The organism is Sorangium sp. So ce693, assembly GCF_051521375.1.
GTDB classification, from domain to species: domain Bacteria; phylum Myxococcota_A; class Polyangia; order Polyangiales; family Polyangiaceae; genus Sorangium; species Sorangium atrum.
This window is the reverse complement of record NZ_CP150347.1, coordinates 12,975,648-12,990,579: the sequence shown is the minus strand read 5'-3', so window position 1 is coordinate 12,990,579 and position 14,932 is coordinate 12,975,648. Positions and strand designations below refer to the sequence as shown.

The following is a 14,932-nucleotide window of genomic DNA, read 5'->3' as shown; positions in this document are numbered from 1 at the left end:
TCGGCCCGCGTCACCTGGCGCGGGCCCAGCGCCAGAGCTCACGGAGGCTCGGCGTCGCTCCATGGGAGAGCACGCCGATCCGGAAGATCCTTGCGGCGACCCAGATGAAGAGCAGCACGGTCGCGCCTGTGCCGCCGATGGCGACGAGGATCTGCCAGAGCGGCGGCTCGGAGACGAGGACCCGGACGAACATCACCATCGGGGCGTAGATCGGGATCATCGAGAGCACGACGGCGAGCGTCGAGCCGGGGTGACCGGCGATGATCACGAGGAAGAACGGCGGCGCGGAGAGCGCCATCGAGATAGGGCTCATCAGCTGCTGCGCGGCCTTCTCGGAGCTCGCGGCCGCGCCCCCGACGGCATAGACAGCCACGTTCACGAGATATCCCAGGAGAAAGAACACGACGAAGTACACGGCGACCATGGGACGAAGCAGGGTCTCGGCGTCGATGAGGCGCGGCCCTCCCAGCGCGCCGATCGCGGCGCCCGCGACAGCCGCCATCCCGAGCCACACGACGATCTGCGTGAGGCCGGCGGCGGCGAGGCCGAGGATCCTCCCGGACAGGAGCTCGAACGGCGTCACCGAGGAGAGGAGGATCTCCATGATCCGGTCCGACTTCTCCTGCACGATGCGGCGCAAGATCTCGCGACCGTTCAAGAGGATCGCGACGAAGAGCAGGCCGCCGAAGCCGAAGGCGACGAGCATGTCGAGGTCGCCGCCGGGGCCCCCAGGGCCGCTCGAGGAGAGAGGCGCCGGATCGAACGCAGGGGGCGACAGGAGGCCCTCGATCTCGGCGGCGTCGCGGCCGCGCGCCGTCCACCGCGCCACGGCGACGCCGCGCGCCACCGCCGCCGCGGCGCGCTCGACGGCGTCGAGGTCAGCCCCCCTCGCGTAGAGCGCGCCCCGCGCGCCGGGGTCCTCGAGCATCGCGGGCGGGAGCACCACCACGCCGTCGACGCCCGGCCCTCCGGCCTCGACGCCCGCCCTCGCGCCGTCGAGCAGCGCCGCGACGGCCGCGCTCGTGGCGGCGGCGTCCCCGGGGGCGACGTAGGTGAGCCGCAGCCGGGCGGCCCTCGGGAGCACCGCGCTGCCCATCGCGGCGCCGAGCGACCTCGCGGCGGACCGCGCCGACGCCTCCTCGGCGAGGCCCGCGGAGGCGGCCTCCACGACCCCGCGGAGCCGGCCTGTCCCGTCGACGACGACGACCGAGCGATCGCCGACGCCGACGGCGACGATGAGCGCAGGGAGCAGGCCCACCGCCGCGAAGAGGACGGGCAGGAGGAGCGTCGTGAGGGCGAAGGACGCTGTCTTCACTGCGGCGACGTACTCACGCTTCAAGACGACGAGGATGCGGCTCACGATGCCTCCAGCGCCGCGCCCCGGCCCGCGCGCGCCCTGTGGGCGAGCGGCGGCGGGGCGCCCTCGCCGACGACGCGAGAGAAGATGTCACCGAGCGACGGCGACGAGACCTCGAACCGCCGCACCCGGAGGCGCGAGATCGCCGCCGAGAGCGCCCGCTGCGCGTCGCCGGCGTCGCGCAGCACGAGCTCCGCCGCGCCGGGCTCGATCCGCGCGCTCACCACGCCGTCGACGCCGAGGAGGAAGGTGCCGTCGCCGTCGAACTCGATCCGCGCGGTGTTGCCGGCGAAAGACGCCTTCACCTCGCCGACGGGCCCCGCCAGGACGACGCGCCCCCCATCGACGACGACCACGTGGTCGGCCAGGCTCTCGGCGAGCGGCATGACGTGGGTCGAGAGCAACAGGGTCTTTCCGGCGGCGCGGAGCTCCCCGAAGAGCCGCTTCACGAGCACGGCGTTGACGGGATCGAGGCCCGACATGGGCTCGTCGAGGACCAGGATCTCCGGGTCGTGCACGAGCGCGCCGCAGAGCTGCACCTTCTGCTGGTTGCCCTTCGACAGCGTCTCGATCCGCGCGCGCGCGACGTGCGTGAGCTCGAGCGACCGGAGGAGCCGCGCGGCGCTCTCGCGCGCGCGGCGCGGGCGGACGCCCTTGAGCTCGCCGAGGAAGGCCAGGTGCTCGGCGACCGGCATCTGCTTGTACAGGCCTCGCTCCTCGGGGAGGTAGCCGACACGATCGCGGATCGCGACGCTGTCGCTCCTGCCTCCGAGCACCTCGACCGCGCCCTCGTCGGGGAGGAGGATGCCTGTCACGAGGCGCATCGTCGTCGTCTTTCCAGCGCCGTTCCGGCCAAGGAGCGCGGTGGCGCCGCCGCGCCGCACCTCGAACGACACGGCGTCGACGGCTCGGCGCGACGCGAAGACCTTCGTCGCCCCGCGGAGCGAGATCGCGGGCGTCATCGGCGCTCCGGGGCCGAGGCGCTCGCGGCCCGGTCGCCGGGCGCGGCGCGGCGATAACACACCTCGCGCAGCGCCACGCGCTTGAACTCGTCCGCGTCGGCGAAGCCGGCGGAGCGCAGCGCGCCCGCCGGATCGGGCGGCACGGGCGCGCCAAGGCATCGCTCGAAATACCACCGGATCAGGTCGCCTTCGGCCATCCCGGCGTCGGAGAAGGCGGGGTTCGACAGGCCGAGCTCGGCGAGGCGCTGCTGCTTGTCGCGGGCCCGAGAGAGCAGCTCCGCGTACTCGCCGGAGACCGAGAGGTGGTCGCGGACGTGGCCCTGCGCCACCTCGTCGGTCGCCTTCTCGACCCAGCCGATGAGCGCCTCGTCGCGGAGCAGCCGCGTCAGCTCGCCCCAGCCGACGCTGAACCGACGCATCCACCCCTTCACGTCGTCGGGCTCATAGAGCCGCCGCTCGCGGCGGAAGGCGTCGGACGTCCGCTCCAGCGCGGCGTTGTCCACGGTGAGGCCGCGCCGCTCGGCCTCCTGCAGCGCGAGGTACCGGAGCATGGCCCCGCGCTTCGCCCGGCCGTAGGCCGCCGCGTCGAGGCGGAGCTCGTCGAGGATGCCGTCGAGGGCGACCGTCTCATACGGCGACGGGTCGCCGGCGCTCGGGCGCTCCGCGGCGACCATCTCGCCGGCGGCCTGCTCGGCGCGGCACCAGAACTCGGTGACCTCGAACCTGTAGGTGACGGTCTTCAGCGAGAAGCCCGCCTCGGCGCGCGCGCGGAGGTGCCGGAGCAGCGCGATCGCGTCGTCGCGCTTCTGGTTGACGCGCCCCTTCGGGAGGAAGTCGCGCAGCGACGCGAGCTCGCCTTGCGGGACGCCATGGCGGGACGCGGCGTCGAGGATCACGGGATAGGCGCGGTCGGGATAGTAAAGAGACTTCGCGATCGCCGTGAGCGCGTCGCGCGTGGCGGCGGTGATCACGCCCGCGGCCGCCGCGGCGTCGAACGTCCTGCGGAGGTTGACCATCGCCTCGGAGCCGGCGCGAAAGCCGCTGTCCGCGGGGCCGTGGACGACGGCCACCTCGTCGTCATCCTCGATGAGGCCGTCGCGGTACCCCTCGAAGATGGCGCCAACGCCTTCCATGCCGAAGGCGGAGAGCTCGGCGGCGCGCAGCGCCCCCATGCTGGAGCTCCCGAAGACGTGGATCCCCTGCGCCATCGCGAAGAGGATCTCCTTGTGCCAGACCGCCGGGACCCGCTCGAAGTAGCCGTCGATGATCGCGATCGCGCTCGGGCGCTTCGCGCATGCCCGGTAGACGTCGCCCTGCGAGACCGGCGGAAGATAGATGGCGTCGAGCTCCGCCCGCGCGGCGTCGAGCGAGAGGGTCGGACCGATGAAGACGATGATGCTCATGCGATCTCCTTCCGGCTCGCCGCGCTCCCGCTCCGGCGCTCGAGCGCGCGGCGGAACCGACGGCCAGGGATGTAGTTCGGGAACGAGTGGATCCCTTCGAGCCCGGGAATCACGATCTTGACGACGGGGATGCCGAACTCCGGCTTCGTGAGATCGAAGGCGACGACGCTGTCGATCCCGACCGCGCGCAGCCGCTCGAGCTGCCAGGCGACGTCGTCCTCGAAGGTGTCGCCCGCGAACGTCGGCCCCGCGGAGAACGGGCGCTCTCCGCGCGCCGTCAGCAGCCGGCGGAGGTGCCGGACCTGATCGGGGCTCCGGTGGCGGTCGTACTCGGTCCGGAGGAGGTCGTCGCGCGCGCCCGAGATGACCGTGAGCCGGGTCTGCGCGGCCTCGGTGAGGGCGCGCAGCAGCGCGACGGCGCGCGACGGGTGGCAGCCTTGCCCGCCGGAGCCGTGGAGCGCCCGGACGGCGTCCTCCGTCCGCTCGGCGATCAGGCACTCGTACGAGGGGATACCGACGTCGGAGGTGGTCTCCCACGCGCCGACGGCGACCCCGGCGGCCGAGAATTTCTCGAGCACCTCGCGGCAGCCCGGGTCATCGATGCTGTCGAGATCGAGCCGCCTCGCGTCCCGCTCCTCGTCGGTGAGGGCCCCCCACACGGCCGTTGCGTCGCGCTCGACCACCTCGCAGATACCGTAGCTCACCGCCTCGAGGATCCCGTTTCCCGACGAGAGCCCGTTGGTCGAACAGCAGAAGATACCCGGGTTGACGCGGCCCGCCGCGGTGGCGTTGACGTGCACGAGCTCGTAGGGGACCCACACAGGGGCGCCGCGCATGAGGTCGTGGCCCTCGGCCCAGAGGAGCGGGGTGTCCTCGTCGAGCGGCGCGCTCGAGGTCCGCGGCAGCGCGGAGACGTCGGCTATCGCGTGGGAGCGCGAGAGCTCGCGAGAGGAGCCGAGGAGCAGCGGCCGGACGATGTTCTCGCCGTGATAGGCCTCGATCGACTCCATCAGCCCCGAGACCTTCGCCGCAGCGAGCGTCAGGCCCTTTCCCTGGCTGACCGAGAGAGAGCGCGAGTTGGGGCGGCAGACGACGACGACCGGTATCCCTATCGCGTCGAGCCCCGTGACGTTGGCGATCCGCGTGATCCCCATCGCCGGCATGAAGCCCTTGATCCGATCGAGGGTCTCCTCGGGCGAGGCCGCGCGGTGGGTGCCGTTCATGAAGCGCTTCTTCTCGGGGCCCGAGAGCCCAGGCATGGGCGGAAGCTTTGTCTGAGTCTCCACGATGCTTCTCCTTCGCTCTGCGCCCGCGGCGGGCGCGGCTCGAGTTCGTTCAGCTCGTTCACGTGTTTTGCAAACTTTGCAAACCGAGGACCACCGGCATGTCGCGGCGGCCGTCGCCGCGGCAGGCGTCGCGCCGCGCGCGGGCGATCGCCGTGACGAGCCGCCGCTCCTCCGGCGGCACGCCCACGGTGAGCTCCGCGGCGCGCGCGAGCGCGGCCGCCCTGCCGGCGTCGTCCCCCGCGGCGGCGGCGACGTCTGCCTCGAGGTGCGCCGCGGCGAGCGCGAGCAGGGGCGCGCTCCGCGGGGCGGCTCCACCGAGCGCGGCGAGGCGCGCGCGCAGGCGGTCGAGGTACGCCCCCGCCGCCGCTGCCTCCCCCCGCGCGAGGGCCGACTCGGCGCGCGCGTGGAGAACGGCGAGCTCGCCGTAGGGCGAGCGCCACACGCGGGCGCGCGCGGGCCGCGCGCCGTCGAGCCACGCGCGGACCGGGGCGGCGTCGCGGCGCGCGAGGCCGAGCGAGATCGCGTTCTGCGCGGCGAGCGACGCGAGGTCGAAGAGGCCGATCCACGCCGCGTGACGGGCCGCGATGTCGAAGAGCGCCGCCCCCTCGGCGAGCTCGCCCGCGGCCGCGACGCTGCTCGCGAGGCGCACGCGCACCATGAGGGCGCGGCGGAAATCGGCGAGCTCCTCGGCGAAGGCGAGCGCCCGGCGCTGGTGCGCGAGGCCGCGCTCGTGCTCGCCGCGGGCCGCGTGCGCGGCGCCGCGCCACGCGTGCGCGGCGGCGAGGCACTGCGGCGGCGCGTCGCCGCGCGGCGCGGCGAGCAGGGCGTCGAGCCGCGCCTCGTGCTCGGCGCGGCGCTCGTCGGTGGCGCACACGAGCGCGGCGTCGAGCTCCGCCCAGCAGCGCTCCGCGGCGGACGCGCCGGGCGCAAGGCGCTGCGGAGCGACCTCGTCCCGGAGCGCGTCGAGCGCGGCGGTCTCGCCCAGGTTGTGGAGCGCGGCGATGAGGACGCGCCGCGCGAGCGCGCGGCGGCGCTCCGGGAGGCCGAGGCGGAGCGCCGCCTCCGCCGCCTGCCGCGCGAGGGCCGGGCGCGACATGCGGAGCGTCGTCCTCGCGAGCGCCACGAGCGCGTCGGCCCGCGCCGCGGGCGAGAGGCCGGGCGACGCCAGGGCGTCGCCGAGGATCGCGGCGGCCTCGTGCAGCGCGCCGGCGCGGCAGAACGCTTCGCCCCGCGCGACCGTCGCGGGCCCCGGCGTCACCGCGGGGGCGGCGGCTTCGCCTTCGGGCGCGGGCGCGGTCGCGGTCGCGACACGGAGGAGCCCCGGCCCCTCCTCGATCTCGGCCACGATCGCGGCCCACCCGGGGCTCGGGCGCCCGCTCGTGGTGAGGACGAGGACGAGCGGCTCCGTCTCCAGGGCGCGCGCGAGGAACGCGACGGCGTGCTGCGTGTCGGCGTCGACGCCGTCGACGTCGCGGAGGACGAGCACCGTGGGCTCGAGCGTGTGCTCCGCGAGGAAGACGCGGAGCGCCTCGGCCACGGAAGCCGGGTCGGGCGGCAGCGGGCACTCCGGCGCGTCGTGCGCGACCTCGATGTGGCCGAGGGCAGCGAGGAGCGCGCCGCCCGCCGGGTGGGCGTCCGCGAGGGCGCGCAGCAGCGCGAACGGCGCGGGCATCCCGCCGGCGGGCGCGGCGGGCGCGATGAACCGGAGGCCGTCGCGGCGGGCCGCGTCGCGGAGCGCGTCGAGCGCGGCGCCTTCGCCGGGGTCGAGGAGCGCGGTGACGGGCCGGCGCTGCTCGGCCGCGCGGGCGAGGCGCTGCCACGCCTCGCCCGGCGAGACGCTCGGCGGGCGAGCCCGCGGCGGCTCGTGCGGGGCGCCTGCCTCGGCGAGCGCGTCCGCCTCGGCGAGCGCATCGGCCACCCACACCTCGAAGGCGAGCGTGAGCCCGAGGCGGTTATGGAACGTGTGGGCGAGGTTGGTGACGACGGTCCCGAGCGGCACGCCGAGCGCTCCGCGCCGCGACGCCTCGGCGAGCTCTGGCAGATCGGCGTCGAACGCGGTGAGGAGCGCGCGCTCGTCGCCGACGAGCTCGCCGAGCGCGGCGAGCCCCTCTCCCCGCACGAGCGCGCGCACCAGCGCGACCGACTCGGCGTCCGGCGCTGCGCAGGCGAGCTCCATGCCCGAGATCGCGCGGGCGAACGTGCGCCAGTGCCGCGCGTACCCCGCGAGGAACGACCGCCGCGCGTCGCCCGCGACGCCCGCGCGCGCGAGCAGCGCGTCGAGCGCGCACACAGCGACGAGGGCGCGCGCCCGCGGTCGCCCCGCCGTCTTCCGGATGCAGCCGAGCGCGAACCTGCTCGACGCGAAGAACTGCCGCTCCGCGATCTCCATCCCGACGAGCCCCCCGTGCTTCTCGAGCTCCGGCTCGTACGCGGCGGCCTCCGTGCGCGACACGGCGGTGCAGCACGCCGCCGCGGCGTCCACGCGCGCCGCCACGTCGACGGGGTCGCGCCCGGGCGCCACGCGCACGCGCAGCCGCAGGTGGTCGCCCCCTTCGGCGTACCGGAGGAAGAAGAAACGATCGATCGCGCCGCTCTGCTCGAGCCCAGTCACGAGCGGATCGATCAACCCGAGGAGGAGCGCGTCGGTCCCCTCGCCCTCGGGGCCCCGATCGTGGAACAGCTTCCGGTAGATCCAGCTCATCGCGCGCTCCTCTCGCCGTCGATCTCGACAAGCAGCTCCGCCGCGTGCGGCCTCCCGTCGAGGCACAGCCACGACGCCTCGGGCTCCGGCAGGAGCTCGGTGAAGACGAGGTACCCGCTCCTCCCGTCGCTGGGCCCGCCGAGCAGGCGAGCCAGCCCGATCAGCGTGAACGGGCTCTCCCAGTCGACGTACATGTTCGTCTCGGTGAAGCCGAAGCCGGCCGCCTCCCGCCCGACGTACCGGGCGAACCCCCGGCTCGGGATCTCGAGCTCGCGCCGCAGGCGCGCGATCGCGCGGAAGTACGACGCGTACGGCTGCTTCGGCTCCTTGCGCGGGACCGCGCTCACCGGGATCGCCCACCGCGCGCGCTCCAACACGACGCGACCGACCGTGAGGCGCGGGCGCCGCGGGGCCAGCGCGACGCCCCGGGCGAGATCGAGGCGATCGAGCACGTTGTAGAGGTCCGCCCGCTCCGCGACCGTGTCGTCGCGGAGCCGCGGCGAGAGCGCGCGGAGCAGGAAGTGCGGATCGGGGAGCGCGGCGTCCCGCAGGAAGCCGAGGTGGATCGGCTCGATCTCGCGGCCGAGGCGGCGCGATCGGAGCCGGAGCTCGACCGCCGCCGCGTCGAAGCGGAGGGAGAGATCGCGGAGCGGCAGGACCTTGTTGCCGGGCGCGCTCGGCTCCCACGGGAGCTCGAGCGCCCACTCCGTGAGGCGCGGGTGCACCTGGAAGTTGAGGCCGAGCGTGGGCGAAAGCTGGACGGGGAGCGGACCGTCCTCCTGCGCCAGGCGGCGGCGGACCGCCTCGAGGGCCTGAGGGGCGCGCCCCGCGGCGTCCGCGAGGTAGCGCGACAGGTACTTCGCGCGCCCGGCCTGCGCGCCGTTGAGCACGACGCGCGGCTCCCCGCCGTCGCGCGGGCAGGGAGGCGCGATCTGGAGGAAGAGCGCCATCGACGACGGCGCGTCCGGAGCGGCGAGCCCCTCGAAGAGCCCCGGATCGAGGCGCACGACGTCGCCCGTCGCCGCGGCGGCGACGAGGCCGAGCTCCGCGTCGATCCAGCGGATCGGCTCGGACGCGCCGCGAATGCGCGCGACGCGCTGCGGGTCCTCGAGGATCTCGGTCACGAAGCCGCCGACGTCGTCGCAGACGCCGTCACGACCGAACCGCTCGACAAAAGCCGCGCAGAGCCGGCGGTGCGCGGCCCCGCAGGCGCTCGCGCGCACGAGGCGCACGACCGGATCGAGCGCCGCGGCGAGCGCCCCGCGCGTGGCAGGGAGCTCCGCGCCGAAGGCGCCGTCCACCATGACATCCTCGAGCACGGCCGAGCGCCCGCGACCGCGGCCGAGCTCGGCGGCAAGGCGCGCGCGCGTCTCGACGTCGGCGGCCGCGTAGTCCTCGAGGCGCCGCGCGACCGAGCGGAGCTCGTCCGGCGCGCCCGCGCACCCGATCTCGCCAAGGGCGTCTGCCGCGGCGCGCAGCGCCGCAGGGGTCGGCCCCATCGGGACGCTCGCTGGCTCGAGCATGCCCGCCTCGACGAGCTGCTCGAGGACGTCGCGGCACGCTCGCTCGTCGGCGTCGTCCGACGCGAGCGCCCGGGCGGCGTCCTCGAGCGTGCGCCCCTCGGCGCCCTCGACGAGGCGGGCGACGGCGGGGGTCCACCCGAGCGACATCAGCTCGCCCGACCCGGCGCGCGAGAACACGACCGACGGTGCGGCGCCCGCCGCGAAGCGCCGGAGCGGGTTCATCCGGAGCGGCAGGCGCGCGCGTGCGTGGGCGTGAGCCGCCGGCTGAGAAGACATCGCGCGCGCGACGAGCTCCCCGGCGTGCGCGAGCGCGAGCTGCGGGAGGCTGCGCCACCGCGCCTCCTCGGGCGCATGCGGCGCGCGCGCCGCGTCGCCGACGCCTGGGGGCGACGCGGAGAGGTCGAGCAGCGCGACGCCCGCGAACCCCGCGAACGGCGTCGTCCGCGTCGTGGCGCGGAAGACGTACCGCGCGATCGTGGCCTCGCGGATCTGCTGCGCCGAGGTGAGCGGCGCGCCGCTCGGGATCTCCGCGAGCTTCTGCGCCGTTGTATAGTGGTCGGCGCTCGAGAGCAGGATCCCCCCGAGCAGGCGCGAGCTCCCGAGCGTCTGCCGGAAGCGCTCCGACGCGGCGATCCACTCCGCGGCGAACGTCGCCTCGTAGCGCTCCTCCAGCGCGGCGCATCGGGCCGCGCGCGCGTCGACGAGCGCGAGCGCGGCGCGCGCCCCTTCCGGAGGCGCGGTCCTCGCGCCCTCGAGCGCGCCGGCCGCCACGGCCTTTCCGTTGAACAGCCGCCGCTTCACCTCGATCGCCGCGCGGCGCAGCGCCTCGTCCTCGCACCCGCGCACGACGTCGAACATGCGCGCCGCCGCGTCCGCCCGCGCGGCCGCGAGCTCGAGCTCGGCCACGGCGAGCTCGCGTTCGACCGCGGGGCTCTCGCGAAGGCGGAGCCCGACGAGCGCGTCGGCCGGCATCCCCGCGACGCGCAGCGCGCCCCACGGCGCGACATGGAACCCGCGGCTCATCGCGGCTGCCCTCCGCGAAGCGCCTCGCGGGATGTCGGCTGGCGGTGCCCTCCGACGGCGAACGCGAAGAACGCCGTATGATCGCGGCCGTCGAGCCCGAGGACCTCGTCGACGACCGCGGGGGCGAAGCCGCCGGTCGCCGTGTAGGTGAGCCCGAGCGTCTCCGCGACGAGGTACAGGCGGTCGGTGAGCCACCCCGCCGCGAACGCCGCGCCCCGGTAGCCGCGATCGCCGAACGCCACGAGCCACCGCCCGATCGGGACCACCAGGAAGAGCACCGCCGCGCCCATGGCGTGCTCGCGCTGCAGGATCGCGGTCTCGGCCATCCGCGCGCGCGACGCCGGACCGATCGGCGCGAGGCGATGCTCGCCGCGGTCGTACCGGTGCGCGCCGGGCGGGACACCGTCGACGTCGAAGATCACGGGAAACAGCAGCGGATCGAGCGTCGCGTCCGCGAGCCCTGCCGGCCGCGCCGCGGCGGCCGCGAGCAGCGTCCCGAGCGTCGCCGCGTCGAGGGCTCCCGCCGAAAGCCTTCCGCTCCGCCGCGCGGCGATGACCGACGCGAGCGAGCGCTGGACCGGCTCGAGCGCGCGCGGCGCGGGCAGCGCGAGGGAGCGCTCCGCGTCCCCGGACAGCGGCGACGGCGCGGGCAGCGCCGGCTCCGGCGACGGCCGCGTCTCGGGGTAGCGGCTCGCGACGACGAGCTCGGCGACCCCGCGCAGGGGCTGCGTCGCCGCGGCGAGCGTGGACGAGATCCTGTGATCAGCGAGAGACATCGCGGGCCTCCGTGGCTGCGCCCCTGAGCGCGATGAGGAGATGCGGTGCGAGATCGATGCCATCGACGCCGACGACGCCTGCGACGACCTCGTCGTCGAACGTCCAGACCGCCGTCGCCGCGAGGCCGAGCTCCTGGGCGAGGAGCTCCACGCGGTGAGCCATCAACCCGGCGTCGAGCAGCGCGTAGGTGTACCCGCGCGCGTAGTACTTGGAGCACGCGCGCGCGACCGAGCCGACGACGACGATCACGGCGCCCGCGGACTCCACGGCCGCGGCGTGCTCGGCGCTCCCGCCCGCGAGCACGGCGCGCGCGAGGGCGCCCGCGGCCACGCCGGCGCGGAGCGGCGTGAGCGCTCGCGCTGCGAGCTCGAACCGGTGGACGCCCGCCGCGATCCCGGGGACCCGCGCCACGGCGACGTACGCCTCCGCCGAGCCGAGGTTCCCGGCCGACGCTGTGTTGCGACGCACGTGCGCCTCGCCCTCGGCGCGGCGCTCGACGCGCCCGCCGAAGCTCAGCTCGAGCAGCGCGCCGAGCGCCCCCGCGTCGAGCGTCCCCGTCGCGCCGCGCCGGCGCGACAGCGCGGCCCCCGCCGGCGCGCCGAACGCCGCGCCGAGCGGCGCGGTGACCTGCGCGCCGGCGCCCTCCGGAGGCCGCCGCGGCGACGGCGCGGCCGGCGTGCTCTGCAGCTTCCGCACCTCCGGGCTGATGTGCGCCTGCATCCCCGCGTGCTGGCCGATGTGCCAGGGCTGGACGACCGTCGTGTTGTGGAACATCCGCGCGAGGCTCTCCGCGTGGCCGGACGGGAGCGTCGCGGTCCGCGGCGGCGCGTCGCCGCCGCAGAGCGGACAGCTGGGCAGCCTGGTCATGAAGGGGTGGAGCGCCGTCTCGCCGGCGCCGGGCCGCCACACCTCGACGTGCTCCAGCGGGGCCACCGCGAGCAGCCCGCTCGCGTGGAAGATCACGTGCTGCGCGACCCGGCTCACGAGCGCGCGCCCCCAGAGCGCGCGAGCGGCGCCGTCGTCGAGCGCCGGATCCGCCGCGGCAGCGCCGATCTGAAGCCGGACGCACGCCGGGCACGCGGACGCCCCGGGGATCGTGAGCGGCCCGATCGTCCACGTGCCGGGGTTCGCCGCGAGCATCGGGACGCGCGCCGCGATGCACGCGCGCGCCGCCGCCTCGAGCGCTCCCTGGTCGCCGATCACCACGGCCAGATCCACCTCGCCCTGCGCGAGCTCCCCGGCGCTCGCGGCGAGGCGGACGTCGGCGACGCCCGCCTCGCGGAGCATCGTCACGAGCATCCCCGCGAGCGGCGCGTCGCCGTCCCCCAGCGCGCGCACGCGCGCGCCCTCGAGCGCCCGCTGCGCTTCCCCCCGGCTGCGGTTGCGCCCGGTCCGGCGGAGGTACCTGCTGAAGAACGCGCGCTGCGCCCGGCGCGGCTCCTCGGCCTCGTCGGCCGCGGCGCCCTCGCCCTCCTCGAGCATGCCGTGCATGTGCATCAGGTGGATCGCGTCCCGCAGGTCGGAGGCGACGACGCCCGGAAACGCGGCCTCGACGTCGCCGACGGTGCGCGTCCCGTCGAGCAGCGGCACGAGGTTCTCCATCACCCACGGGAGGGACGCTCCCTGGATGATCTGCGCCTCGCCGCCGAGGACGTGGAGCGCTCCGCCCGGGAGCGTCACGCGGAGGAGATCCTCGACGAAGCGCGGGCGCTCCGGGCAGCGGAGCTCCCAGTAAAGCTCGGCGAAGCGGCTGAGATCGCGGGCCTCGTAGGCATCATCGGACGGGCTCATCGGCCACCTCCCACGGCGGACGATCCGGCGATCGCGAGCGGGTGCTCGGCGAAGTACCCCGCGAGCGACGCCCCGCGCCCCGCCGCGTGCTCGCCGGCGGCGCACCGCCCGCACAGCCCGATCCGGGCGAAGCGCCGCGCGCGGAGCGCGCCCGACGTGACGTCGCACTCCCAGAAGCGCCCCATGCGCGCGGCTCCGGCGCGGGGCGGCTCCGGCGCGCCGCGCTCCTTGAAGAGCGCGAGCGCCTCCGCGGCGAGCAGCGCCGCGGCCTGCTCGGTGACGGCCGCGAGCTCGCCCTGGAACCAGGGGCGAAGGTCGCCCGAGGCCCCGAGCGCCTCGAGGGCGTCATGCGCCTCGAGATCCAGCGCGACCGAGCGCACGCGCCGCGTGAAGCAGGCGAAGCACGGCGTGCGGCCGGGGACGATCGACGGCCCGATCCGGAGCTCGTGCGCGAGCAGCGTGCCCGACGTCCACGCGACCCGCGCCGCGAACGCCGCCGCGTCGAGCGCGAGCGCGGCCGCGGGCCGGGGGCGATCGGTCGCGAGGACGGTCACCGCGTCGGGCAGCGCTTCGGGCGCGCCCGTGCCCAGCGCCGACGTCGTGACCCGCGCCCCCGCGCCGGTCAGGAGCTCCGCGCAGCGGGCGCCGAGCTCTCCGTCACGGATGACGTGCACAGCGGGCGCGCCGGCGGCGCGCTCCGAGGCCGGGCTCTCCTCAGGCGAACGGGATCGGATCATCGGTGATCGACTCCTCTGTGCGAGCGCCGTACCCGAGCCTCTCCGGCGCGTCGTACAGGCGAGGGTGCGCGAGGTACCGCGCGTGGTGGGTGAAGCTGATGGGCAGGAGCTCGGGCACGATCACCTTCACGACGACGATCCCGAAGTCGCGGACCTCGGGCATCGTCACGTCGACGGCGACCACCTCCATGCCGAGCGCGGCGAGCCGCGCGACGATCGCCGCGAGCGGGTCGTCGCCCTCGATCGGGCGGGGGAAGGCGGTCGCGACAGGCGCCTCCCGCGTGGCGAACTCGAACCGCGCCGGCCCGTCGGGTCCCGCGTAGAGGCGCCCGAACGACTCGGGTGTCTGATCGGCGTCGGTGAAGAACGACGCCCGGGTGACCGGCGGAGCGGGCTCGCTCAGCGCCACCCGCAGGCTCCCCACCTCTTCGAGGACGCGCGCCGCCGCGGCCTCGCCGTCGGGGCGGCAGGCCGCCATCGCGATCGCGTGCGGCGCGCCGTGCGCGCACGTCTGCACGGCGCCGATCACGGGGACGCCGACGTCGGTCGTGAGATCGAGGAGCGCCGTCTCCGTGCCCGCGGCCTCGGCGCTGCGAAGGAGCGCCGCGACGAGCGGGCTCCGCGCGCTCCCGGGCGCGATGCGCGGCATCCGGAGCTGGTGCAGCCAGAACAGCGCGAGGCTGTCGCGCTCGATCACCTCGCACAGGCCCGAGAGGATCGCCTGCCGGAAGCTCGCGCCCGCCGCGAACCCCGTCGAGAGCGGGAAGAGCGCGTGCTCGCGGATCGGCAGCGGCAACCCCATGTACGTCGCCGTGAGCGGCACCCAGATCGGGCGCTCGTGGGTGAGCGAGAAGCCGCGCACCCAGAGCTCGTCGCGATCCGGATCGGGCTCGCGCAGGCGGAAGGTCGACGGCGCGCGGGCCCGCTCGCGCGCAGAGCAGCGCGGCAGCCGCGCGGGGTCGAGCGCGCGATCGCCGAGCGAGCGCGGCGTCGCGCGCAGCACCCCCTCGGTCGGGTACATGACGCCGCAGTAGCGCTCGAGGGCCTCGCAGACGGCCCGGATCTGGGCGGTGGTCTCGTCGACGGCCGTGCCGGAGCCGGTGAGCGACCCGAGCTCCGAGCCCGTGCGGGACGGGCCCGGGTGGAGCGCCGCGGGCCTGCCGAGGAACGCGGTGAAGCCGTGCATCTGCCCCTCGAAGCCGGGGGGAAAAATGAAGCGCCGGACACGGCGGATGATCCCGCAGCGCTCGTCGATGAGCGGCGCGAGGCGATCGATGAGCGAGATCTCCGGCATGACGGCGGCTCCTTGAGCGGGGCGGGCGGCGCCCCAGGAGCCCGGACGCGCAACACGCGTCCGGGCCGCCCGGGGTGC

General features: G+C 75.8%; 10 protein-coding genes. All 10 read right to left on the bottom strand.

The genetic code is table 11. The features are described from left to right. Nucleotides 1-10: 10 nt before the first annotated feature. Genes WMF14_RS48585 through WMF14_RS48540 form a run of 10 tightly spaced genes read right to left on the bottom strand, consistent with a single transcriptional unit; the run spans nt 11 to nt 14,854 of the window. Nucleotides 11-1,360 (bottom strand): ABC transporter permease, encoded by a 1,350-nt coding sequence (locus WMF14_RS48585; RefSeq protein ID WP_437797766.1) that lies wholly within the window; start codon nt 1,358-1,360, stop codon nt 11-13. After that, nucleotides 1,357-2,319 (bottom strand): ABC transporter ATP-binding protein, encoded by a 963-nt coding sequence (locus WMF14_RS48580; protein WP_437797764.1) that lies wholly within the window; start codon nt 2,317-2,319, stop codon nt 1,357-1,359. Before WMF14_RS48580 ends, WMF14_RS48585 begins: the two co-directional genes overlap by 4 nt. Continuing rightward, the gene (locus WMF14_RS48575) at nt 2,316-3,722 is read right to left on the bottom strand and encodes a TfuA-like protein (RefSeq protein ID WP_437797762.1); all 1,407 of its coding nucleotides are present in this window, start codon (nt 3,720-3,722) and stop codon (nt 2,316-2,318) included. The genes WMF14_RS48580 and WMF14_RS48575 overlap by 4 nt, the downstream gene beginning before the upstream one ends. Continuing rightward, nucleotides 3,719-5,008, bottom strand: a complete 1,290-nt coding sequence (locus tag WMF14_RS48570) for a YcaO-like family protein (protein ID WP_437797760.1) — start codon at nt 5,006-5,008, stop codon at nt 3,719-3,721. The genes WMF14_RS48575 and WMF14_RS48570 overlap by 4 nt, the downstream gene beginning before the upstream one ends. Nucleotides 5,009-5,066: 58 nt before the next feature. Continuing rightward, nucleotides 5,067-7,709, bottom strand: coding sequence for a thiopeptide-type bacteriocin biosynthesis protein (locus WMF14_RS48565; RefSeq protein ID WP_437797758.1), 2,643 nt, complete (start codon nt 7,707-7,709; stop codon nt 5,067-5,069). Then, nucleotides 7,706-10,255, bottom strand: a complete 2,550-nt coding sequence (locus WMF14_RS48560; RefSeq protein WP_437797756.1) for a lantibiotic dehydratase — start codon at nt 10,253-10,255, stop codon at nt 7,706-7,708. The genes WMF14_RS48565 and WMF14_RS48560 overlap by 4 nt, the downstream gene beginning before the upstream one ends. Next, nucleotides 10,252-11,031: a nitroreductase family protein gene (locus tag WMF14_RS48555; protein ID WP_437797754.1), complete on the bottom strand. Its 780-nt coding sequence runs from the start codon at nt 11,029-11,031 to the stop codon at nt 10,252-10,254. Before WMF14_RS48555 ends, WMF14_RS48560 begins: the two co-directional genes overlap by 4 nt. After that, nucleotides 11,018-12,823 carry a SagB family peptide dehydrogenase gene (locus WMF14_RS48550; RefSeq protein ID WP_437797753.1) on the bottom strand — a complete coding sequence of 602 codons (1,806 nt, stop codon included), beginning with the start codon at nt 12,821-12,823 and terminating at the stop codon, nt 11,018-11,020. The genes WMF14_RS48555 and WMF14_RS48550 overlap by 14 nt, the downstream gene beginning before the upstream one ends. After that, a complete protein-coding gene (locus WMF14_RS48545; RefSeq protein ID WP_437797751.1) occupies nt 12,820-13,560 on the bottom strand; it encodes a hypothetical protein in 741 nt (246 codons plus the stop codon). The genes WMF14_RS48550 and WMF14_RS48545 overlap by 4 nt, the downstream gene beginning before the upstream one ends. Continuing rightward, the gene (locus tag WMF14_RS48540; protein ID WP_437797749.1) at nt 13,538-14,854 is read right to left on the bottom strand and encodes a YcaO-like family protein; all 1,317 of its coding nucleotides are present in this window, start codon (nt 14,852-14,854) and stop codon (nt 13,538-13,540) included. Before WMF14_RS48540 ends, WMF14_RS48545 begins: the two co-directional genes overlap by 23 nt. Nucleotides 14,855-14,932: the final 78 nt, after the last annotated feature.